The organism is Arthrobacter sp. BG5 (genome assembly GCF_056680155.1).
Genome location: NZ_CM155268.1, coordinates 2,738,480 through 2,757,817 on the forward strand (window position 1 = coordinate 2,738,480; position 19,338 = coordinate 2,757,817).

Genomic DNA, 19,338 nt, shown 5'->3' on the forward strand with positions numbered 1-19,338 from the left:
GACGAAAGCTTTGGTCAGACCACTGTGGTCGGACCATTAGAGTGTAGCGCAGATCTCAATCGCCGTGTGAGCGGGTTCACGCCCCGGCCCGCCTTGGGAGTGGCAGGCATCACGTGCTTTACTATGGTCAGACCACATACCTACCGGCGTTCCTCGAAAGGCTGTTATGAGAATCGCTTTGTTCGCGACCTGCATCGTGGATGCGATGTATCCGCGCACCGCGCAGGCCACCGTGAGCATCCTGGAGCGTCTGGGGCACGAGGTCGTGTTCCCGTCCGGCCAGGCCTGCTGCGGGCAGATGCACGTCAACAGCGGCTACCTCAAGGAAGCCGTCCCGGTCGTCGCCAACCATGTGCGCGCCTTCGACACCGAGGACTACGACGTCGCCGTCGCACCGTCCGGGTCCTGCGTCGCCTCGGTCAAGCACCAGCACCCGATGGTGGCCCGCTCCTGCGGCGACACCGCGCTGGAGGCCAGGGCGTCCGCCGTCGGCGCCAGGACCTACGAGCTGTCCGAGCTGCTGGTGGACGTGCTGGGCGTGACCGACGCCGGCGCCCAGCTGGGCTCCTACTTCCCGCACCGGGTCACTTACCACCCCAGCTGCCACGGCATGCGCCTGCTCCGCCTCGGCGACCGCCAGGCCCGGCTGCTGCGCAGCGTCCAGGGACTCGAGCTGGCCGACCTGCCGGAAGCGGACCAGTGCTGCGGCTTCGGCGGCACCTTCTCGATGAAAAACGCCGACGTCTCCTCGGCCATGCTCGAGGACAAGACGGCCAACGTCCGCTCCACCGGCGCCGCGCTGTGCACGGGCGGGGACGCCTCTTGCCTGATGCACATCGGCGGCGGCCTGTCCCGTCAGGGCAGCGACGTCACCACCCTGCACCTGGCCGAAATCCTCGCCAGCACCGCGGACGCGCCGGCGTCCGTCACCGGCGAGGTACGCGTCGCCACCGGAAAGGCAACACGATGAGCACCTTCCTGGGCATGCCCTCCCTTCCCGTCTTCGGCACCGGCAACCTGCACGCCGCCGAATCGTTCCCGACGGCGGCGCACCGCGAGCTGGGCAACGCCCAGCTGCGCGCCAACCTCGGCCACGCCACCCACACCATCCGCGACAAGCGCCTCCAGGTGGTCTCCGAGCTGCCCGACTGGGAACAGCTGCGCGACGCCGGGTCCGCCATCAAGGAATCCGTGATGGCCAGGCTGCCCGAACTCCTCGAGCAGTTCGAGCGGAACTTCACCGCCCGCGGCGGCGTCATCCACTGGGCGCGCGACGCCGACGAGGCCAATGAAATCGTCGCGGGACTGGTCCGGGACACCGGCGAAACCGAAGTGGTCAAGGTCAAATCCATGGCCACCCAGGAGATCGGGCTCAACGAGTACCTCGAAGAGCAGGGGATCACGGCGTTTGAAACGGACCTGGCCGAGCTGATCGTGCAGCTGGACCACGACAAGCCCAGCCACATCCTGGTCCCCGCCATCCACAAGAACCGCACCGAAATCCGCGACATCTTCCTGCGCGAGATGCCCGGCGCGGACCCGGAGCTGACCGATAACCCCGCAGTGCTGGCCATGGCGGCCCGCGCGCACCTGCGCCGCAAATTCCTGACGGCCAAGGTGGCCGTGTCCGGGGCCAACTTCGCGCTCGCCGATTCCGGCACCCTCGCCGTCGTCGAATCCGAAGGCAACGGCCGGATGTGCCTGACCCTGCCGGAAACCCTGATCACCGTGATGGGCGTGGAAAAACTGCTGCCGGGCTGGCAGGACCTCGAAGTGTTCATGCAACTGCTCCCGCGCTCCTCCACCGGGGAACGGATGAACCCCTACACCTCGCTATGGACCGGCGTCACCGAGGGCGACGGGCCGCAAAACGTGCACCTGGTGCTGCTCGACAACGGACGCAGCGCCGCGCTCGCGGACGAGATGGGCCGCTCCGCGCTGCACTGCATCCGCTGCAGCGCCTGCATGAACGTCTGCCCCGTGTACGAGCGGACCGGCGGCCACGCCTACGGCTCCACCTACCCCGGCCCGATCGGCGCCATCCTGTCACCGCTGCTGACCGGCATCGAATCGGAGGAAAACAGCTCCCTGCCGTACGCCTCCTCACTGTGCGGTGCCTGCTACGACGCCTGCCCGGTGAAAATCAACATCCCGGACATCCTGGTGCACCTGCGCAGCGTCGACGTGGACAGCAAGCGCGGAAAGAAGAAGCTGCCCAGCCAGATGGACGTTGGCATGAAGGCCGCATCCTGGGCGCTGTCTTCCGGGAAGCGGCTCGGGCTGATCGAAAAGGGCCTTCCGCTGGGCCGCCTGGCGGCCGGCCCGGATCAAAAGATCACCAAGCTCCCCGGCATCGCCGCCGGCTGGACCCAAAGCCGCGACATCCCGGCGCCCCCGCAGCAATCCTTCCGCGACTGGTGGGCCAAGGAGCACCACGGCCCGGAAACCGGCGGCACCTCAGCGCCGGCCCCAGCCCACGACGATGCCCAAGCCAAAGCCCAAGTCAGTGCCCAGGAGAAGGAAGACGGAGCATGAGCGCACGCGAAGATATCCTCGGCCGGATCCGCTCCGCGCTGCGGGACGCCCCACAAGCGCCGCAGATTCCGCGGGAGTACCGCACATCATCGGAGCTGGACCAGGATGCGCTGATCCACCTGCTGGTGGACCGCCTGGTCGACTACAAGGCCCGGGTGTGCGTGGTGGACGCGGCCGAGGTGCCGGAACGGATTGCCGAGCTGCTCGCGGACGCCCGCAGCTACGTCGTGCCGGCCGGGCTCGACGCCGGCTGGACCGCCGGCCTGCGCTCCATCCCCGACGGCGCCCGCCGCCGGGTGGATTCCGTGTCGGCGCCGCTGAGCGTTGCCGACCTCGACGGGGTCGACGCCGTCGTGACCGGCAGCGCCGTCGCCGTCGCCGAAACGGGGACGATCATCCTGGACGGCAGTCCCAACCAGGGCCGCCGCGCCATCAGCCTCGTCCCGGACCACCACATCTGCATCGTGAACGCCGCGGACATCGCCGGCATCCTTCCGGAGGCGCTGCGGCGCATCGACGGCACCCGGCCGCTCACCATGATCAGCGGACCGAGCGCCACCAGCGACATCGAACTCGAACGCGTCGAAGGGGTCCACGGCCCGCGCACCCTCGACGTGATCATCGCCCGGTAGCCGCGCGGCTGCGGTACGCGGGGCGTTGGGCCCTTGACCGGCCAAATCCGGCGGCGGAGGCTTGCCCTATGAGCGAAACGAATCCCGAAACGACACCGGACATCAAGTCCACCGACCTCCAGGAACAGCCCACCGCGGTGCTGCGCGAGACTGTGCCCATGAATGCCTTGCGCGACTTCTTCGACCGCGCCTACCGGACCGTCATGGAGGCCGTTCAGCAGCAAAACGTCCAGTTGGCGGGGCCCCCGTTCGCGCTGTACCGCGGCATGCCCACCGACGTCGTCGACGTCGAGGCGGGCTTCCCGCTGGCCGCGCCGTACCCGGGCGGGGGAGGCGGGGGAGGCGGCGGGGCCGATCGCGGGGCCGCGCCGAGCGTGACGGCGGGCGTGCTTCCAGCCGGCAGGGCCCTGCAGGCCATGCATGTGGGCCCCTACGAGACCTTGCCTGAGACCTACAACGCCGTGATGGCGCGGATGCAGGCGGACGGTCTGACCCCCGGCGACGCCATGTGGGAGTACTACCTCAGCGATCCGGCCGCCGAACCGGACCCGTCGGCCTGGAAAACCCTCATCGTCTGGCCGGTGGCCTGAGTCCTGGCACCGGATGGCCTCCGGCCGGCCGCCGGTGCTAATCGGCGTCGATCTCCTCCAGCAGCTTCTTCGCCGCGGCGGCAATGTCGTCGTGGCCATGCTGCGCAGCCCGGCTCTCCAGCGAAACAATGGCGCAGCGGTGGACTTTCTTGAAGTCGCCGAAGGGGAAGGTCACGCTGCCTTTGGTGCCCTCGGAGGCGTCCGGGTCGAGGCCCAGATGCCACTGGGAAAACTCGGCGAATCCGTTCTTTTCGATGAACTTGTTCTCCTGCTCGGCGGACGGCGCGTGCTCGCTCCAATCGTCCCGGGTGTCGCGCTGGACCTTGCCGTCCTTGATCAGCCGACGCGCCTGGGCGAGCGATTTTTTGTTGAGTTTCGTAGCCATCATTGCCTCCGTGGTTCGTCTGGTTCGTGACGCGGAATGTCGCTTTAAACACACTATGCGCCAACTACCAGCATGATGCCCTAAACTGCTTCACTGAGGTGCCTGAAATGGCGCTGTGCAGCAACGAAAGTGAACCCCGTTATGGCTACCGATTACGACGCCCCACGCAAGACAGAAGAAGAGTCTCCCGCTGAATCGCTGGAGGCCCTTCAGGCATCCCGCGGCGGCGGTGCCCAGACTGCTGTGATCGACGTCGACGAGAACGACACCGCCGAGGGCATCGACCTTCCCGGCGCCGACCTCTCCGGCGAAGAACTGACCGTCATTGTTGTTCCCGAGCAGTCAGATGAATTCACCTGCTCCTCCTGCTTCCTGGTCCGCCACCGGTCCCAGGTCGCCAAGGAAAAGAACGGCATGAAGTACTGCCGCGACTGCGAAGGCTAAAACCCTCGCCCAGGGCGGCCAGCCCGCATCGCCGGGCTCGTTTCAAGAATTTCACATCATTCCAAGCAAAGCGCCGGACGCCCGCAGGGCCCGGCGCTTTGCCGTACCCGACCGGTGCCAGTTGGGGCTAATGACCTCTCGTCAACCCAGGCGGGCGGTTCTACTCTTGAGGTATCCGGATGAGGTGCATGTCCGGATGATTTGAGGGGGCGGTCCGGATGGTCAAACTCCACGGAAGAAAGTTCACCGCTTGGCTGGTGGCCGTGCTGACGGCGGCAGGGCTGGGACTTCTGACGGCCGGGCCGGCCGCGGCGGAACCGTACTGCGGCCTTGTCTGGGGCTCGCTGGCCAAAGCCGACCCCTCGATGAGCCAGGCCAAGGTGGTCAACGTCCGGACCGGGCAGCATTACTGCTTCGACCGGCTCGTCATTGACCTCAGCGGGCGGGCGGCCGGCTACTCGGTGCGCTACGTGCCCCAAGTGGTGCAGGACGGGTCCGGCCTGCCGATTGCGCTGCGGGGCCAGGCCTTCCTTCAGATCACCGCCCACGCGCCCGCCTACGACCAGGGCGGCAAGGCCACCTACACCCCTGCCAACAAGACCGACGTGAGCAACGTGGGCGGGTACCAGACCTTCCGGCAGCTGGCGTGGGCCGGGAGCTTTGAGGGCTACACCAGCCTAGGGCTCGGCGTCCGGGCGCGGCTGCCGTTCCGGGTCTTCACGCTGGCCGGGCCGGACTCGGGCTCACGCCTGGTCATCGACGTCGCGCACTACTGGTGAACCGGACCCGGTAACCTTTCGCCGGTGAGCCGTTGGCAGCGCTCGACGGCGGTTCCCGCTAGGCTGCGCCAAGCTCCGCCCGCAGCGGGTACTCCTTGCCGTCCAGCACCAGCTGGGTGCAGCGGCGGGTGGCCGGGTTGAGCACGATCGGTGCCATCAGGTTCACTGTGGTGGCAGCGGGGGAGTGGTTGATCACCACGAGCACCTGCGGCGTCTCCCCGTCGCCGAGTTCCAGGGCGTCCAGCGCAGAGCCCGGCAGCGGTGGCGTGTAGCCCGGAACGAAGACCGCGGCGTCCGCCAGGAACAGCCGGACCGGAGCGGAACCGGACTCAAGGGCGAACAGGCCGGGGGCGCTGTCGATGTTGCGCAGGGCGAAGTCGTGCACGCTCTCCAGCCCGGGCATCGGGGCCGTGAATGTCACCGGAGTGCTGTTGAGGACGGAGTTCATCGCAGGAAGTCCATCAGCGTTGGCTGCAGGACCCGCGCCGTGGCGGCCAGCGCCACCTGGTAGTTGGTTTCCTGAAGCTTCAGGTCCATGATCACGCTGCCAAGGTCAGCTTTTTCAATCCCGGTCCGCTGGGCGTCCAAGGAAGCCTCCAATTCGGTGTTGACGTTGCCGGCACGTTCCAGCTGTGCCTGCCGTGTTCCTATTTCAGCACGGCCGTTGACGATGTTCTTAAAGGCCGTGTCGACGTCGGCCACCCGTGGGGAAATGTCCGTACCGGTCCGCAGGCCCGCCGCAATCTTGCTCACGACGTCGAAAACCGAACCGGCGCCGCTGCCGAAGATCGCCTCGCCGTCGGCGTCAACCCGGACGGTTTGGGTGGCGCTGATCCGCCGCTCCACCGGGTTGATGCCGGCGCCGTTGTAGGTGGGCGGGGTGCCGGTGTCGCTGGGGATGCTGGGATCGCGAGGGGTGCCGGGGGTGAAGGCGCCAGGGTCGTCCGAGCTGCCGGCGAAGATGTTCCGGCCCAGGTGCTGGGAGTTAGCGATCGAGACCAGGTCCTGGTTGAGGGATTCCAGCTCGGCGGCGATCGCGTCCTTGCCGGACTGGTTTAGCGAGCCGTTACCGGCCAGGACGGTGAGGTCCTTGACCCGGTGCATTACGTTGGTGGCCTGCTCCAGCGCTGAATCGGCCGCGGTGAGCCAGGAGTTGCCGTCGTCGATGTTCCGGCCGTACTGGGCGTTGGCCGCCTGCAGCGAGCGGGTGGCCAGGGCTTGGGCGGTGGCGGCGGGATCGTCCGAGGGCCGGGAGATCTTGTTGAGCGAGGTTGCCTTGTCCTGCAGTTCGGCCAGCTTGGCCTGCTGCGTTTGCAGGGTCCGCTGGGCGTTCGCGCTCATGGTCAGATTTGTTACCCGGTTCAGCATGGTTCTACCTTCCTACCAATCCGGTGCGGTTGATCAGGACGTCCAGGGCCTCGTCGACCGCGGTCATCACACGGGCGGCCGCTTGGTACGCGTGCTGGTTGGTGAGCAGGTTGACGTTCTCTTCATCCAGGCTCACCGACGCCTGTGACGCGCGGCCGGTCACCGCGGACGCCTGGGCGGCGGACGTGAGGGCTTCACGCTGCTGCGCGCCGCGGGACTCGACGCCGATCCCGGTGACGATGCCGGACCAGAGCTTGTCCGGTGAGTCCGGGCCGGTGCCGAGCTGGGAAATCAGGTCTGCGACGCTGGTGTCCAGCGCGCCCTTGTTCGGGGCCTTGAGTGCGATGCCGGTGGTGTCCGCGGGGGCCTTGAGCCCGAGGGCTGCCGGCCCGGTAGCGCTGACAGTGAAGAAGACGACGCCGGTGGCGCCGGTTCCCGTTACGCCGGTGCGGTGCACGGTGTTGACGGTCTGGGCGAGGGAGTTGGCGAGCTTGTTGTAGGACTCAGCTGCCTCGGCGATGGCGCCGCCGCTGCCGCCGGAGGCCGGTGCCAGCACGGAGAGGGCTCCGGCGATTTCACCGCCGTCGGAGGACGCCACCCCTGCCGGGTTCTTCCAGAGCAGCTGCACGGTCGACCCGAGCGCATCCCCGGACTGGCTGCCGGAGAGTTCCAGCCCTCGGACCGAGGTCCCCATCACCAGGGCGTTGCCGCCGATGTGGACGTCCACGGTGCCGTCCGCCTGTTCGCGGACGGTGCCGCCGGCAAGCCGGGAGATGGTCTCGGTGAGCTTGACGCGGGCGTCGATCAGTTCGTTGGCGGACCCGCCGGCGGCGAGGGTGGAGCGGATGGTGGCGTTGTAGGCGGCCACCTGGCTGGCGGCGGCATTGACGGCGTCAACCGCGTCGGCGGCCTGGGCGCGAACGCTGCTCCATTGCCCTTGAAGCGCCTGGTAGGCGGAGGAGATTTTCTCGGTGAGCGAAGTGGCCGCGTTCAGCAACAGACCCTTGGGTCCCTCTTCGTCCGGCTGGTTCGCGGCGCCCTGCCAGGCGGACCAGAAGCCCTGAAGCGCTGCGGAGATGCCGTTGTCGCCGGGTTCCTGCAAAATGCCTTCGATGCCTTGCAGAGCGGCGGAGCGAATCCCGGCGTAGCCAGCCTGCGCGCTCGCGGAGCGGACGCTAGCGTCGAGGACGCTGCTGCCCAGCCGTGCAATGGCATCGACCGAGACACCTTGGCCGGTCTGGGCTACGCCGTTGCTGAACATCCCCGGGGCCGGTGCCGCGATCGCGGACTGCTGCACGCGCTGCCGGGTGTAGCCCTCGGTGGCCGCGTTGGCGATGTTCTGCCCGGCCACGTTCATGCCCTGCTGGGCGGCGGTAAGTCCACGGTAGGCGGTGTTCAGGGCGCCAAAGGTGCTCATGGTCGCTTCCTTAGAATTGCTTGTCGAAGATGCGGGAGCCGGCGGATTCCCCGGTCTTGCCGTGCGCGTCGTAAGTACCGGCGGTTGCCGGACGCAGGTCGGCGAGGGACTCTTGGGTGGAGCGGACGGCCGTGCGCAGGTACTGCTCGTTGGAATCGCGCAGCTCCTTGATCAAGGCGGTCTGGCGGGTCAGGGCAGCGAGGTGGGCGTTAAGAACCTCGGCCCAGGCGCCTTCCGGCGCGGCCGCGGCCAATTCACCCAGGGTGGCGTCGGTGGGCAGGCCCCACATCTCGGCAACAACGGCGGCCTCGATGGTTCGGGCCAGGCTCGCCTGGGACAGGTGCCCCAAGACCTGCTCTACTTCGCGGGTGCCGTGCGGCAGCCAGCGGGACTTGCCGGCGGTGAGCAAAAGCTGCTCTTCCTCCAGCTTGAAAGTCAGAACGTCCAGAAGTTCACGCTCCCGCCACAGCAGGGCAGAAAGTTCGTGGATGGCCATGGTCCGGACGGCTCCCTTAATAAGTGTGATGGTGCGGGCGAGTGGTGCGGTGCTGCTGCGGGCGGATCTGCATCGTGCGGACGATGCAGCCTGCAGCAGGGTTCGTACAAACTATCGGCAGGATTTCCGCAGGCGTTAGCAGGAATACGCCTGATAACAGGCGGAAACTTGCGGCGCGCAATCCGAAAAACAATTTTTGAAATTTGCTTACCGGGGCCACCCAAGTGGCGATAACTACTCCTGAAGGCCCACGGATGGGCCATCGCTTACAGTCCCACTCACGGAGGAAACATCATGGGCTTCGTTATTAACAACAACCTCGCGGCGAACAACTCGTACCGCAACCTCAACTCCACCCAGACCGACCTCTCCAAGTCCCTGGAGAAGCTGTCCACCGGCCTGCGCATCAACCGCGCCGGCGATGACGCAGCAGGCCTGTCCATCTCCGAGGGCCTGAAGGCACAGGTCACCGGCTCGGCACAGGCGGCCCGCAACGCCCAGGACGGCATCTCTGTCATCCAGACCACTGAAGGCGCCCTGACCGAGGTTCACTCCATCCTGCAGCGTATGCGTGACCTCGCTGTCCAGGGTGCGAACGATACCAACAACGACAAGGCCCGCCAGGCGATCAAGGACGAAGGCGACGCCCTCGGCAAGGAACTGAACCGACTCACCGAAGCTACCAACTTCAACGGCATCGATCTGCTCAAGGGTGCTGCCGGCAAGGGCCTTACTGCTACCACGACCCCGGGCAGCCTGGAAATCCAGGTTGGTACAGGCGGTACTGTTGGGGTCGACTCCCTCTCGGTGAAGGTGGGTGACGTAACTACCGCTGTTGGTGCTCTGTCCGAGACCACGGGCGCGGGCGACTTCAAGGTTTCGACCAGCACTGAGGCTCTTGCCACCATCACCGCTATTGACACCGCCATCGAGAACATCTCGAAGCAGCGTTCGGAGCTGGGTGCTTCGCAGAACCGCCTTGAGCACACCATCAAGTCGCTGAACGTTGCCGGCGAAAACCTGCAGGCCGCTCAGTCCCGCATCGCCGACGTGGACATGGCTTCGGAAATGGTCAAGTTCACCAAGGCCAACATCCTGTCCCAGGCCGGCACCGCAATGCTGGCCCAGGCAAACCAGTCCAGCCAGGGCGTTCTTTCGCTCCTGCGCTAGGCCGGATCCGGCAGTCCGGTAGTCCAGAAGTGCGGCTGCCACCCTGATCGGACGAAGAGATACCCCCGATCATCAAGCTGCGGAAGGGCCGGACGATGGCAAAACCATCGTCCGGCCCTTACGTTCAACACCCGATACATCAGAAACAGCTCCACCAACGAACGTTCTTGATAGCTAAGAGAGGCAGCGATGGGAATCTCACTCGACGGACTGGCCAGCGGGCTCGACACCACCGCGCTCATCAGCTCCCTCATGCAGTCCGAGGCCCTGCCGCAGACCCTGCTCAAGAACAAGTCCTATGACCTGCAGTCCATGGTCTCCGCCCTGCAGGGGCTCAACAGCAAAGTCGCTGCGCTCGCCACCCAGGCCACCGCTGCCGCCAAGCCCGGCGCCCTGGACCTCACCACCGCGACCACCAGCAGCGACAAGGTCACCGCCACCACCACCGCGGCCGCCAAGGCCGGATCGCTCGACTTCCAGGTCACCAAGCTGGCCCAGACCCAGGTCACCGTGACCCCCAAGGTGAACGCCGTCACCGGCTGGCCCTACACCACCATGACCATCAACAGCGGCGGCAAAGACTTCACGATCACACCGGCGTCCAGCAACCTGGACGACGTCGTCACCGCGGTCAACGCCGCCGGCGCCGGCGTCACCGCCAGCAAGGTCGACGTCGGCGGCGGAGACTTCCGCCTCCAGTTCACCGCCACCAAGCCCGGCAGCGCGGGCGCGTTCACCATCACCGACCCCGGCACCACGTTCACCAACGTCAAGGCCGCCCAGGACGCGGAGATTTCGCTCTGGCCGGGGACCACCGCGGCGCAGACCGTGACGTCCTCCACCAACACCTTCACCAATCTGCTGCCCGGCGTCTCCATCACTGCCAAGGACGTCACCACGACGCCGGTCACGCTGACCGTGTCCCGCGACGACGCCGGCATCACGAAACTCGCCTCGGACCTGGTGGACGGCGTGAACGGCATCTTCTCGCTGGTGGCCAGCAAGACCGCGGTCAGCACCACCACCAACACCAGCGGCACCAACGTCTCCGCCGGAATCTTCGCGGGGGACAGCACGGTGCGCTCCGTGAACCAGAGCATCCTCTCCGCCGCATCGCTGCCGGTGGGCACGCCGCCGCGGTCGCCGTCGGAAATCGGCATCAGCATCACCAAGACCGGCACCATGGAGTTCGACGCCACCAAGTTCGGTGCCGCGCTCGCCGCCGACCCGGCCGGCACCGCCGCCAAGGTGCAGGAACTTGCCGGGCGCATCGCGACCGCGGCCACCAACGCGTCGGACAAGTACACCGGCACCCTGACCACCAAGATCACCGGGCAGCAGTCCGAAGTCCGGGACCTGGCTGACCGGATCAGCGACTGGGACCTCCGGCTCGCCTCCCGCAAAGCCACCCTGCAGAGCACCTACTCTGGCCTGGAGGTGGCGCTGAGCAACATGAAGGCGCAGCAGTCCTGGCTCACCTCGCAGCTCGCGGGCCTTTCCGGCGGGAGCGCCCAGTAATGACCAGCACCCCCTTCGGCGGCGGCTACGGCAATGGCAGTGGCTTCAGCGGCGCCGCCCAGCGCAACCAGTACCTCGCCGACTCGGTGCTCTCCGCACCGCCGGCGCGTCTGCTGACCATGCTCTACGACCGCCTCCTGTTGGACCTCGGCCGCGCCGAGACGGCGCAGCAGGCCGCCAACTGGCCGGTCGCCTCGGAAAACCTGCTGCACGGCCAGGCCATCATCGCCGAGCTGATTTCCTCGCTGAAAACGGACGCCTGGGACGGGGCCGACGGCCTGCTGGGGCTCTACAACTACGCGTTCACTGCCCTCATTAATGCCAACATCCAGCGGGACGCGGCGCTGACCCGCGAGGCGATCGAACTGCTGGAACCCCTGCGCCAGGCCTGGCACGAGGCCGCGGCAGCCATCCCGGCAGCGCAGCCGGCCGGCCAGCACGCTGCGGCGGCAGCGCCGGCGTCGTCCGCCTTCGCAGCCGCCGGAGCCTGGAACACACAGCCCGGTGCCGGCGGCGGGAGCCTTGGCTTTGGCTGAGCAGGCCCATTGGGGGGACCAAACAGCCGAGCCATTCGAGGGGGATCCCGCCCTCGCCGCATGGTCCTTGGTGCTGGACGTGCTGGAGATGGCTGTCGTTGCCGCGGAGAAGACACTCAGGGACCCCTTGGGTCCCCTTTCGGCGCGGGACCAGCCGGTGGCCGCGCTGCCGGTGGAGCGCTGGTCCCCGCCCTCCCTGAACGCCCCCTTGCCGCCCGAGGCACGACGCCGGGCCATGGCGCTCTCCGCGGCGCAGGAGCGGGTGGCCCGGCGGCTGGAAGCCGCCAAACACGACGTCGTCCGTCAACTTCAGGCCGTGAGCTCGGTGCCCGGCGTGGGCGACCCGTCCGGTGCGATTTACCTCGACGTCAAGGGCTAACGCAGCCTCCGGCCGGCCGGTTGAAAGAACCCGAATAAACGTTTCACACTTTTGGCTAACGCGGCACTGATCAGTGCCGATAACCACAGTAAGAGCACGGATCGCTCGTTTACCGGCCACGGATCGGCCACCCCACAATTTCCCAGGCAGGACTCTGTGCTCGAATCCGTGACTTCCGCAGCCCTGGCCAGCGCCATGGACGGGCTGGCCCTGCGCCAACGCGCCATCGCGAACAACATCGCGAACGTCAACACCCCGAACTACCACGCCAAGCGCGTCAGCTTTGAGGCTGCCCTGGCCGCGTCGGTGCAGTCAGGTGACGGCCATGCCGAGGCCACAACCGCGACCTCGCTCGAGCCCACCCAGCTCAACGGCAACAACGTCAACCTGGACACGGAAACCCTCTCCAACATCGACACGGTGCTGCGCTTCCAGTTCGCCGCCCGCGCCGTCGGTGGGGAATTCAACGCCGTGCGCGCCGCGATGAGGACCAACTGATGACTTTCGACGCAATCGGCATCGCCGGATCCGCCCTGACCGTGCACCGCAAGTGGCTCGACGCCGTCTCGGACAACCTTGCCAACATGAACAACGCCTCCGCTACGTCCGGCCCGGCGTTCCGCGCCAAGTACGTCGAAGCAGCCGAAGGCGCCGAGGGGACCGGCGTTTACGTCAAGGCCACGCAGCTGGGCGACGGCGCGGGCCGCATTGTCTACCAGCCGGACCACCCCCTCGCCGACGCCAACGGCAACGTGAAGTACCCGGACATCGACATGGCTGAGCAGATGGGCGCGCTGATCATCGCCCAACGCGGCTACCAGGCCAACGCCCAGGTCGTGGACCGCGCCCGCGAGACATATCTCGCCGCCCTTGAGATTGGAAGATCCTGATGCCTGTTTCCCCTATCGCCCCGGTCCAGGGTGTCCTCCCCACGGACTACCTCTCCGGCGCCGCCTCGGTGCCCGCAACCGACGGCTCCGGGTTCGCCTCTTCCCTCACCGGCGCCGTTGACAACCTGCAGCAGCTGCAGTCGACGTCGAAGCAACTCGCCGTCTCTGCCGTGACCGGCAACCTGGACGACATTCACAACGCCACCATCGCGGCCAGCCGGGCGCAGATCACGCTCGAACTCGTCGCCACCGTCCGGAACAAGGGCGTTGACGCGTTCAACGAGATTATGAGGATGCAGGCCTGATGCCTCCGCAGATTACCGTCTTCTTCCAGCGCTTCGGCGCCGGTCTCAAAGGCTTCACCACCGGCCAGCGCACGCTCGCCGCGATCGGCGCCGCCCTCCTGGTGGTGGGCATCGTGGCGCTCTCCGCCTGGCTCACCCGCCCCACCCTGGCGCCCCTGTTTTCCGGCCTCAAGGACACCGACGCGAACGGCATCGTGGAGCAGCTCCGCAAGGACAACGTGCCCTACGAGCTCAGCGACGGCGGTTCCACCATCCTCGTGCCGCAGGACAAGGTCTACGACGAGCGGCTCAAGGCCGCCGCCGCCGGCCTCCCGACCGCCGCGGCCACCGGCTACTCGCTGCTGGACAAAATGGGCGTCACATCCTCCGAGTTCCAGCAGTCCGTCACCTACAAGCGGGCGCTCGAAGGCGAACTGGCCAGCACCATCTCCGCCATGGACGGCGTGAAGACCGCCGCCGTCCGGCTCGCGATCCCGGAAAAGACCGTCTTCGTCTCCAAGACTCCGGACACCACCGCCTCCGTCTTCGTTGAGACCGCCCCCGGCGTCACGCTCTCCGGCGACAAGGTCCAGGCCATCGTGCACCTCACCTCCGCCGCGATCGAGAACCTCAAGCCCGCCAACGTCTCTGTGGTTGACTCGCAGGGCAACGTGCTCTCCACGGTGGGCGGCGGGGCCGCAGGGTCCTCGTCCAAGCAGGCCGCCGACTACCAGCAGCGCACCGGCGACGCCGTTCGCGCCGTCCTGGACCGCGTCGTCGGACCCGGAAACTCCACTGTGGCGGTGGCCGCGGACATCACCGGCGAGTCCGCCCAGCAGAAGAGCGAGACGTTCTCCAACACGCCCGGCGCGCTGCCGCTGAGCGAATCCTCCAAAACGGAAAAGTACAGCGGCACCGGGGGAGGCGCCGCCGGCGTCCTCGGCCCGGACAACATCGCCGTGCCCGGCGACACCAGCGGCAACGGCAGCTTCGACTCCACCACCGCGACCAAGAACAATGCCGTCAACAAGGTCACCGAGGACCGCGTGATCCCGCCGGGCGCCGTCAAGCGCCAGACCATCTCGGTGGCCGTCAGCCAGACCGCCGCGGGCGGGCTGAACCTCGGCTCGCTGACCGCACTGGTCACCTCCGCCGCCGGCGTGGACAAGGCCCGCGGCGACGTCGTCACGGTCGAAGTCATCCCGTTCAGCACGGCTGCCGCGGACCAGGCCAACGCCTCCCTCGAAGCGGCCAAGGCCGAGCTCGAGGCGCAGAAGCAGCAGGCCTTCTTCAGCACCCTGGTCACCGCCGGCAGCATCCTGCTGGGGCTCCTGATCCTGGCGTTGGTCATCACCGTGATCCTGCGCCGCCGGCAGAAGCGCGAACCCGTGGACCTGGGCGAACGGCTGGACATGCTGCCCGCGATCCCCGCGGTCACCGCCTTCGACCCGGCCCCCGCGACGTCGGCCATCCCGCTGACGGCCCTGCCGCTGCAGCCGCTGCCGGCGCCGCCGATGGAAGTCCTCGAAGCCGAACGCCGCATGCAGGAGATCGACAACATGGTCGCCGCCAACCCGGAAAAGGCCGCCGACTACCTCCGCGGCCTGATGGATGACAGGCAACCGGTATGAAACTCGCCGATTTGACCCTCACCGGAACCCAGCGCGCCGCCGTCGTCCTGATGCAGATGAGCCCGCCCAACGCGGCCAAGGTGATGGCACAGTTCACCGACGCCGAGGCGGAAGATATCGCCGCCGAGATCGTCCGGCTCCGCAGGGTCGACCCCGAGGTCGCCGAACAGATCATGAAGGACTTCCACGAGGCCGCCCTGAGCAGCCCGCGGCAGGCGCGAGGCGGCCGCGAGCTCGCCGAGGGCCTGCTCGAGGCCTCCTTCGGCTCGGAGAAGGCCGCCGGCCTGATCAACCGGCTGACCGTCAACATGGCCGGCAAGTCGTTCGAATTCCTCGAAGACATTGAACCGGTGCAGATCCTCGCGCTGATCGACGGCGAACTGCCGCAGACCATCGCGCTGGTCCTGGCCCACCTGAGCCCGCGCAAGGCCTCCGCCGTGATGTCCGGGCTGCCCGGCACGCTCCGGGCCGACGTCGCGCTCAGCATCGCCACGATGGGATCCGGCGCGCCGGAAGCCATCGGCATCGTCGCGGACACGCTGAAACTGCGCGGCGGCGCTGCCGTTTCGCAGCAGGCCTCCAAGGTGGTGGGCGGCATCCAGCCGCTGCTGGAAATCATCAACCGGACCGACGCCGGCACCGAACGTTCCGTCCTGGACGGCCTGGACCTGCTGGACCCGGACCTGGCCGTGGAAATCCGCGCCCAGATGGTCACGTTCGACGACATCGTCAAGCTGGAACGCCGCGACGTGCAGCTGGTGCTCCGCGGCCTGGACGCCTCGGTACTCGCCGTGGCCATGAAGGGCGCCTCGGAACCGGTCCTGGAAACCATCACCACCAACGTCTCCGGACGCAACCTGGAAATCCTCGAATCGGAAATCGCGGCGCTGGGACCGCTGCGCGCCTCGCAGATCGAAGAGGCGCGGGCCGCCGTCGTCCGCTCCATCCGCGAACTCGAAGCCGAAGGCCAGATCACCATCCAGCGCGGGGACGAAGAAGACTATGTTTACTGACGGGGTCCGCACCGGCGGAGCTGCCGCCGAGAGCGCCCCGGCCCGCATCATCTTCCCCTCGCTGCGTTCCAGCGGACCGGCCAACGAACAGGCCGGCTACACCGAGGGCCACGCCGCCGGCTACGCCGCGGGAGTCCGCGCCGCCGCCAAGGAACAGCGCCGCTGGCGGGACCGGATGGCCGCCGAGCAGGCGGCCTCGCTGGCCGCCGGGCAACAGGACCTGGACCGCGCCGTCCGCGCGCTCGCGGTGGCCCGCGCCGACTTCGCGCACCGCAACGTCCAGGCGCTGCACGACGCCGAGGAAGTCCTGGCCCGCACCGCGCTGGAGCTTGCCGAGGCGATCCTTGGTTATGAGCTGGCCGAGGGGACCCGGACCGCCCGCGCCGCCCTCAACCGCGCCCTGTCCGGAAACGACGCCGCCACCGTGCTGGCTATCCGGCTGCACCCCGCCGACATCGAGGTCCTCGCCAAGGAAGGCCAGGACCTGCCGGCCGGGCTCCCGCTGCTCGCCGACGCGTCGCTGCAGCGCGGCGACGCGAAGGTGGAGTACCAGCAGGGCTGGCTGGATGCCAGCCTCGGCAGCGCCCTGGCCCGGGCCAAGGCGGCCCTGCTGGGGGACCAGCACTGGCCCGCCGCTGACAGCTCTCCCGGCGGCCAGGCATGATCGCCCAGTGGCGCCCCAAGGGCGACGACTTCGCCGCAGCGCTCGCCGCGGCCGCGCCGCAGCGCGTCGGCACCGTCACCTCCGTGATGGGCCTGGGCCTTGAAGTCTCCGGCCTGGACTGCGCCCTCGGCGACCTGGTCACCGTGGGGGAGAACCCCGGGCTCGACGCCGAGGTGGTGGCCGCGCTCGACGGCGCCGTGCGCTGCATGCCGCTGGGACGCCTCGCCGGCGTCGCCGCCGGTGACCCGGTCCGGGCCAAGGGCGGCACCGTGCTGGTCCCCACCGGCGCAGGCCTCTTCGGCCGCGTCATCGACGGCCTCGGCCGCCCGATAGACGGCAAGGGCCCGCTGCTCAGCGGCCCCCGCGTGCCGATCGACAACGAAGCGCCGAACGCCATGAAACGCGCCCGGATCAACACCGCGCTGCAGACCGGCGTCCGGGTGCTGGACACCATGACCACCCTGGGCAAGGGCCAGCGCATGGGCCTCTTCGCAGGCTCCGGCGTCGGCAAATCCTCCCTGCTGTCCATGATCGCCCGCGGCACCGACGCCGAAGTGTCGGTGATCGCCCTCGTGGGGGAGCGTGGCCGTGAAGTCCGCGAATTCCTTGAAGACGACCTCGGCCCGGCCGGGCTGGCCCGCTCCGTCGTCGTCGTCGCCACCTCCGACGAACCGGCGCTGATGCGCATGCGCGCGGCCTTCACCGCCACCCGGGTCGCCGAATCCTTCCGCGACCAGGGCCAGGACGTGGTCCTGATGATGGATTCGCTCACCCGGGTGGCCATGGCCCAGCGCGAGATCGGCCTCTCCGCCGGCGAACCGCCCGCCACCCGGGGCTACCCGCCGTCGACCTTTTCCATCCTGGCGCGGCTGCTGGAACGCGCCGGCACGGCCGAGACCGGCTCCGTGACCGGCATTTACACGGTGCTGGTGGACGGTGACGACCACAACGAACCGATCGCCGATGCCGCCCGCTCCATCCTGGACGGCCACGTGGTGCTGGACCGCAAGCTCGCCGTGACGGGACATTTTCCCTCGGTTGACGTGCTGGGTTCGGTCTCGCGCGTCGCCTCCAAGGTCAACGCCCGTCCCCACCTGGACGCGGCCTCCGCGCTGCGCCGCGTCCTCGCGGCCCGCAAGTCGGCCCAGGATCTGATCGACGTCGGCGCCTACCAGACCGGGACCAACCCGCTGGTGGACGCCGCCCTGGCGCATGAGGAGTCCGTCAGCGGATTCCTGCAGCAGCCGATGGACGAGTCCACCCCCCACCCCGAGTCCTGGCGCCAGCTGGGCCACCTCACTTCGATCCTGGGAGCCGCGGCATGAACCGTCAATTCTCGCTCGCGGGGCTGCTGCGCCTCCGCCAGATCCAGCAGGACCAGGCGGCCTCCGGGCTGGCCCGCGCCCGCTCCCGGTCCAGCTCCGTCCGCGCCCGGGAAGCCTCGGCGCGCCGGCAGCTGTCCGCTACCGACGAGGGCATTGACAGCTCCGCCTCGCTGCGCGCCGTCGCCGCGTCCCGCTCCGCCTCGCACAGCATGCTCGCGGACCTGCAGAACCTCGCCCGCATCGCCGAGACCGACGAGACCGCCGCACGCGAGGAATTCATCGCCGCCCGGACCCGCTCTGTAGGCCTCGAAAAGCTGCAGGCCCGCCACCACGCCGAGGTCAGCACCGCGGAACTGCGCGCCGAACAGTCCACCCTGGACGAGATCTCCTCGACGATCTGGCACCGGGACGAGCAGCAGGTGCGCTCATGAGCCTGACCGAGGCGCTGGGGCGCATGCAGGGCATCCAGTCGATGATCGCTGAACTGACCCGCCCCGCGCAGACCGAAAGCACGGCGGCGCTGAAGTCCGCCGCCGCGGCGTCCCTCGCCACCGGGACCGGCACCGGCGATGCCGGTTCCTTCACCGACGCGCTCACCGCGGCCCTGGGTGGCAGCGCCACAACCGCCAGCACGGACGCCACCGGGCTGTCCGGCGGCCTGGGGCTGGGCGGTCTGGGGCTGGGCGGCGCATCGGGACTCGGGGCGTTGACCGGGCTCACCGCGCCGGCCGCCGTCACCACCCCGGCTCGGGTTGGGGCCGGGACCGCGACCGGCACGGACGTGGTGGCCATGGCCAAGAAGTACATTGGCGTGCCCTACGTCTGGGGCGGTACCAACCCGGCCACCGGGATGGACTGCTCCGGCTTCACCCAGCGGGTCTTCAAGGATCTCGGCGTCGAAATTCCCCGCGTCGTCAGCGACCAGATGAAGCAGGGCACCCCGGTGGCCTCCCTCGCCGAGGCCAAGCCCGGCGACCTGCTGGTGAGTTTCGGCGGGAACCACATCTCCATCTACCTGGGCAACGGCAAGGCCATCGACGCTCCGGTGCCGGGCAAAACCATCCAGATCCGCGACGCCTGGGAACAGCAGTCCAACCTGACCTCGATCCGCCGGATCGTCCCGGCCGGAGGTGCCTCGTGAAGGGCGCCGCTTCGATGGACCTGGCGTCCGCGCTTGCCGCGGCGCCGGTGCACGCGCGCGGCGCCGGGCAGGGCAACCGCAGCCGCGCCGAGGGCGGAACGTCCGACGCCGAGGCCTTCGGATCCGTCCTGAGCGACGTTG

24 protein-coding genes are annotated in these 19,338 nt (G+C 68.3%); 19 read left to right on the forward strand and 5 right to left on the reverse strand.

Translation table 11 applies throughout. The features are described 5' to 3' along the window. Positions 1-166 precede the first annotated feature (166 nt). From AC1MBE_RS12670 to AC1MBE_RS12685, 4 genes are all read left to right on the forward strand, one after another. Entirely contained in the window at positions 167-970 is an 804-nt protein-coding gene (locus AC1MBE_RS12670; protein WP_479778739.1) for a (Fe-S)-binding protein, read from the forward strand. After that, positions 967-2,535, forward strand: coding sequence for a LutB/LldF family L-lactate oxidation iron-sulfur protein (locus AC1MBE_RS12675; RefSeq protein ID WP_479778741.1), 1,569 nt, complete (start codon positions 967-969; stop codon positions 2,533-2,535). Before AC1MBE_RS12670 ends, AC1MBE_RS12675 begins: the two co-directional genes overlap by 4 nt. Continuing rightward, on the forward strand, positions 2,532-3,167 hold the full coding sequence (locus AC1MBE_RS12680; RefSeq protein ID WP_479778743.1) for a LutC/YkgG family protein: 636 nt from the start codon (positions 2,532-2,534) through the stop codon (positions 3,165-3,167). The genes AC1MBE_RS12675 and AC1MBE_RS12680 overlap by 4 nt, the downstream gene beginning before the upstream one ends. A 68-nt stretch (positions 3,168-3,235) precedes the next feature. Continuing rightward, positions 3,236-3,757, forward strand: a complete 522-nt coding sequence (locus AC1MBE_RS12685; RefSeq protein ID WP_479778745.1) for a GyrI-like domain-containing protein — start codon at positions 3,236-3,238, stop codon at positions 3,755-3,757. Between the two features lie 37 nt (positions 3,758-3,794). On the opposite strand, the gene AC1MBE_RS12690 is transcribed toward AC1MBE_RS12685, so the two are convergent. Beyond that, positions 3,795-4,142 (reverse strand): hypothetical protein, encoded by a 348-nt coding sequence (locus AC1MBE_RS12690; protein WP_479782599.1) that lies wholly within the window; start codon positions 4,140-4,142, stop codon positions 3,795-3,797. 141 nt (positions 4,143-4,283) lie between these two features. Here AC1MBE_RS12690 and AC1MBE_RS12695 point away from each other — a divergent pair, with 141 nt between their 5' ends. Both AC1MBE_RS12695 and AC1MBE_RS12700 read left to right on the forward strand, forming a co-directional pair. Further along, entirely contained in the window at positions 4,284-4,586 is a 303-nt protein-coding gene (locus AC1MBE_RS12695; RefSeq protein ID WP_056424304.1) for a DUF4193 domain-containing protein, read from the forward strand. Positions 4,587-4,804: 218 nt separating this feature from the next. After that, complete coding sequence (locus AC1MBE_RS12700; RefSeq protein WP_479778747.1) at positions 4,805-5,365, forward strand: AMIN-like domain-containing (lipo)protein; 561 nt, start codon at positions 4,805-4,807, stop codon at positions 5,363-5,365. Positions 5,366-5,423: 58 nt separating this feature from the next. Here AC1MBE_RS12700 and fliW read toward each other — a convergent pair whose 3' ends face one another. The 4 genes from fliW to AC1MBE_RS12720 are packed head-to-tail and all read right to left on the reverse strand — an operon-like array spanning position 5,424 to position 8,646. Next, positions 5,424-5,813, reverse strand: coding sequence for a flagellar assembly protein FliW (gene fliW / locus AC1MBE_RS12705; protein WP_479778749.1), 390 nt, complete (start codon positions 5,811-5,813; stop codon positions 5,424-5,426). Next, on the reverse strand, positions 5,810-6,733 hold the full coding sequence (flgL, locus tag AC1MBE_RS12710; protein ID WP_479778751.1) for a flagellar hook-associated protein FlgL: 924 nt from the start codon (positions 6,731-6,733) through the stop codon (positions 5,810-5,812). Before flgL ends, fliW begins: the two co-directional genes overlap by 4 nt. A 4-nt stretch (positions 6,734-6,737) precedes the next feature. Beyond that, a complete protein-coding gene (gene flgK, locus AC1MBE_RS12715; protein WP_479778753.1) occupies positions 6,738-8,150 on the reverse strand; it encodes a flagellar hook-associated protein FlgK in 1,413 nt (470 codons plus the stop codon). A gap of 10 nt (positions 8,151-8,160) precedes the next feature. Beyond that, a complete protein-coding gene (locus AC1MBE_RS12720; RefSeq protein ID WP_346960058.1) occupies positions 8,161-8,646 on the reverse strand; it encodes a flagellar protein FlgN in 486 nt (161 codons plus the stop codon). Positions 8,647-8,940: 294 nt separating this feature from the next. Here AC1MBE_RS12720 and AC1MBE_RS12725 point away from each other — a divergent pair, with 294 nt between their 5' ends. From AC1MBE_RS12725 to AC1MBE_RS12785, 13 genes are all read left to right on the forward strand, one after another. Continuing rightward, the gene (locus AC1MBE_RS12725) at positions 8,941-9,816 is read left to right on the forward strand and encodes a flagellin N-terminal helical domain-containing protein (RefSeq protein WP_479778755.1); all 876 of its coding nucleotides are present in this window, start codon (positions 8,941-8,943) and stop codon (positions 9,814-9,816) included. Positions 9,817-10,005: 189 nt separating this feature from the next. Further along, entirely contained in the window at positions 10,006-11,334 is a 1,329-nt protein-coding gene (gene fliD, locus AC1MBE_RS12730) for a flagellar filament capping protein FliD (RefSeq protein ID WP_479778757.1), read from the forward strand. Next, entirely contained in the window at positions 11,334-11,870 is a 537-nt protein-coding gene (gene fliS / locus AC1MBE_RS12735; RefSeq protein ID WP_479778759.1) for a flagellar export chaperone FliS, read from the forward strand. Before fliD ends, fliS begins: the two co-directional genes overlap by 1 nt. Beyond that, the gene (locus AC1MBE_RS12740) at positions 11,863-12,249 is read left to right on the forward strand and encodes a hypothetical protein (protein WP_346960062.1); all 387 of its coding nucleotides are present in this window, start codon (positions 11,863-11,865) and stop codon (positions 12,247-12,249) included. Before fliS ends, AC1MBE_RS12740 begins: the two co-directional genes overlap by 8 nt. Before the next feature lie 156 nt (positions 12,250-12,405). Then, positions 12,406-12,747 carry a flagellar basal body rod protein FlgB gene (locus AC1MBE_RS12745; RefSeq protein ID WP_346960063.1) on the forward strand — a complete coding sequence of 114 codons (342 nt, stop codon included), beginning with the start codon at positions 12,406-12,408 and terminating at the stop codon, positions 12,745-12,747. Next, positions 12,747-13,139, forward strand: coding sequence for a flagellar basal body rod protein FlgC (locus tag AC1MBE_RS12750; RefSeq protein ID WP_479778761.1), 393 nt, complete (start codon positions 12,747-12,749; stop codon positions 13,137-13,139). The genes AC1MBE_RS12745 and AC1MBE_RS12750 overlap by 1 nt, the downstream gene beginning before the upstream one ends. Then, a complete protein-coding gene (gene fliE / locus AC1MBE_RS12755; protein ID WP_479778763.1) occupies positions 13,139-13,444 on the forward strand; it encodes a flagellar hook-basal body complex protein FliE in 306 nt (101 codons plus the stop codon). The genes AC1MBE_RS12750 and fliE overlap by 1 nt, the downstream gene beginning before the upstream one ends. After that, complete coding sequence (gene fliF / locus AC1MBE_RS12760; protein WP_479778765.1) at positions 13,444-15,054, forward strand: flagellar basal-body MS-ring/collar protein FliF; 1,611 nt, start codon at positions 13,444-13,446, stop codon at positions 15,052-15,054. Before fliE ends, fliF begins: the two co-directional genes overlap by 1 nt. Further along, positions 15,051-16,067 (forward strand): flagellar motor switch protein FliG, encoded by a 1,017-nt coding sequence (fliG, locus tag AC1MBE_RS12765; RefSeq protein ID WP_479778767.1) that lies wholly within the window; start codon positions 15,051-15,053, stop codon positions 16,065-16,067. The genes fliF and fliG overlap by 4 nt, the downstream gene beginning before the upstream one ends. After that, on the forward strand, positions 16,057-16,731 hold the full coding sequence (locus AC1MBE_RS12770) for a FliH/SctL family protein (protein ID WP_479778769.1): 675 nt from the start codon (positions 16,057-16,059) through the stop codon (positions 16,729-16,731). Before fliG ends, AC1MBE_RS12770 begins: the two co-directional genes overlap by 11 nt. Further along, entirely contained in the window at positions 16,728-18,056 is a 1,329-nt protein-coding gene (locus AC1MBE_RS12775) for a FliI/YscN family ATPase (protein WP_479778771.1), read from the forward strand. The genes AC1MBE_RS12770 and AC1MBE_RS12775 overlap by 4 nt, the downstream gene beginning before the upstream one ends. Beyond that, on the forward strand, positions 18,053-18,487 hold the full coding sequence (locus tag AC1MBE_RS12780) for a flagellar FliJ family protein (protein WP_479778773.1): 435 nt from the start codon (positions 18,053-18,055) through the stop codon (positions 18,485-18,487). The genes AC1MBE_RS12775 and AC1MBE_RS12780 overlap by 4 nt, the downstream gene beginning before the upstream one ends. Continuing rightward, positions 18,484-19,197 (forward strand): C40 family peptidase, encoded by a 714-nt coding sequence (locus AC1MBE_RS12785; protein ID WP_479778775.1) that lies wholly within the window; start codon positions 18,484-18,486, stop codon positions 19,195-19,197. The genes AC1MBE_RS12780 and AC1MBE_RS12785 overlap by 4 nt, the downstream gene beginning before the upstream one ends. Positions 19,198-19,338 lie beyond the last annotated feature (141 nt).

Excerpts from the sequence above, each read along its gene's own strand:
- AC1MBE_RS12670 (WP_479778739.1), top strand. The coding sequence starts at position 167 with ATGAGAATCGCTTTGTTCGCGACCTGCATCGTGGATGCGATGTATCCG.
- AC1MBE_RS12675 (WP_479778741.1), top strand. The coding sequence starts at position 967 with ATGAGCACCTTCCTGGGCATGCCCTCCCTTCCCGTCTTCGGCACCGGC.
- AC1MBE_RS12680 (WP_479778743.1), top strand. The coding sequence starts at position 2,532 with ATGAGCGCACGCGAAGATATCCTCGGCCGGATCCGCTCCGCGCTGCGG.
- AC1MBE_RS12685 (WP_479778745.1), top strand. The coding sequence starts at position 3,236 with ATGAGCGAAACGAATCCCGAAACGACACCGGACATCAAGTCCACCGAC.
- AC1MBE_RS12690 (WP_479782599.1), bottom strand. The coding sequence starts at position 4,142 with ATGGCTACGAAACTCAACAAAAAATCGCTCGCCCAGGCGCGTCGGCTG.
- AC1MBE_RS12695 (WP_056424304.1), top strand. The coding sequence starts at position 4,284 with ATGGCTACCGATTACGACGCCCCACGCAAGACAGAAGAAGAGTCTCCC.
- AC1MBE_RS12700 (WP_479778747.1), top strand. The coding sequence starts at position 4,805 with ATGGTCAAACTCCACGGAAGAAAGTTCACCGCTTGGCTGGTGGCCGTG.
- fliW (WP_479778749.1), bottom strand. The coding sequence starts at position 5,813 with ATGAACTCCGTCCTCAACAGCACTCCGGTGACATTCACGGCCCCGATG.
- flgL (WP_479778751.1), bottom strand. The coding sequence starts at position 6,733 with ATGCTGAACCGGGTAACAAATCTGACCATGAGCGCGAACGCCCAGCGG.
- flgK (WP_479778753.1), bottom strand. The coding sequence starts at position 8,150 with ATGAGCACCTTTGGCGCCCTGAACACCGCCTACCGTGGACTTACCGCC.
- AC1MBE_RS12720 (WP_346960058.1), bottom strand. The coding sequence starts at position 8,646 with ATGGCCATCCACGAACTTTCTGCCCTGCTGTGGCGGGAGCGTGAACTT.
- AC1MBE_RS12725 (WP_479778755.1), top strand. The coding sequence starts at position 8,941 with ATGGGCTTCGTTATTAACAACAACCTCGCGGCGAACAACTCGTACCGC.
- fliD (WP_479778757.1), top strand. The coding sequence starts at position 10,006 with ATGGGAATCTCACTCGACGGACTGGCCAGCGGGCTCGACACCACCGCG.
- fliS (WP_479778759.1), top strand. The coding sequence starts at position 11,334 with ATGACCAGCACCCCCTTCGGCGGCGGCTACGGCAATGGCAGTGGCTTC.
- AC1MBE_RS12750 (WP_479778761.1), top strand. The coding sequence starts at position 12,747 with ATGACTTTCGACGCAATCGGCATCGCCGGATCCGCCCTGACCGTGCAC.
- fliE (WP_479778763.1), top strand. The coding sequence starts at position 13,139 with ATGCCTGTTTCCCCTATCGCCCCGGTCCAGGGTGTCCTCCCCACGGAC.
- fliF (WP_479778765.1), top strand. The coding sequence starts at position 13,444 with ATGCCTCCGCAGATTACCGTCTTCTTCCAGCGCTTCGGCGCCGGTCTC.
- fliG (WP_479778767.1), top strand. The coding sequence starts at position 15,051 with ATGAAACTCGCCGATTTGACCCTCACCGGAACCCAGCGCGCCGCCGTC.
- AC1MBE_RS12770 (WP_479778769.1), top strand. The coding sequence starts at position 16,057 with ATGTTTACTGACGGGGTCCGCACCGGCGGAGCTGCCGCCGAGAGCGCC.
- AC1MBE_RS12775 (WP_479778771.1), top strand. The coding sequence starts at position 16,728 with ATGATCGCCCAGTGGCGCCCCAAGGGCGACGACTTCGCCGCAGCGCTC.
- AC1MBE_RS12780 (WP_479778773.1), top strand. The coding sequence starts at position 18,053 with ATGAACCGTCAATTCTCGCTCGCGGGGCTGCTGCGCCTCCGCCAGATC.
- AC1MBE_RS12785 (WP_479778775.1), top strand. The coding sequence starts at position 18,484 with ATGAGCCTGACCGAGGCGCTGGGGCGCATGCAGGGCATCCAGTCGATG.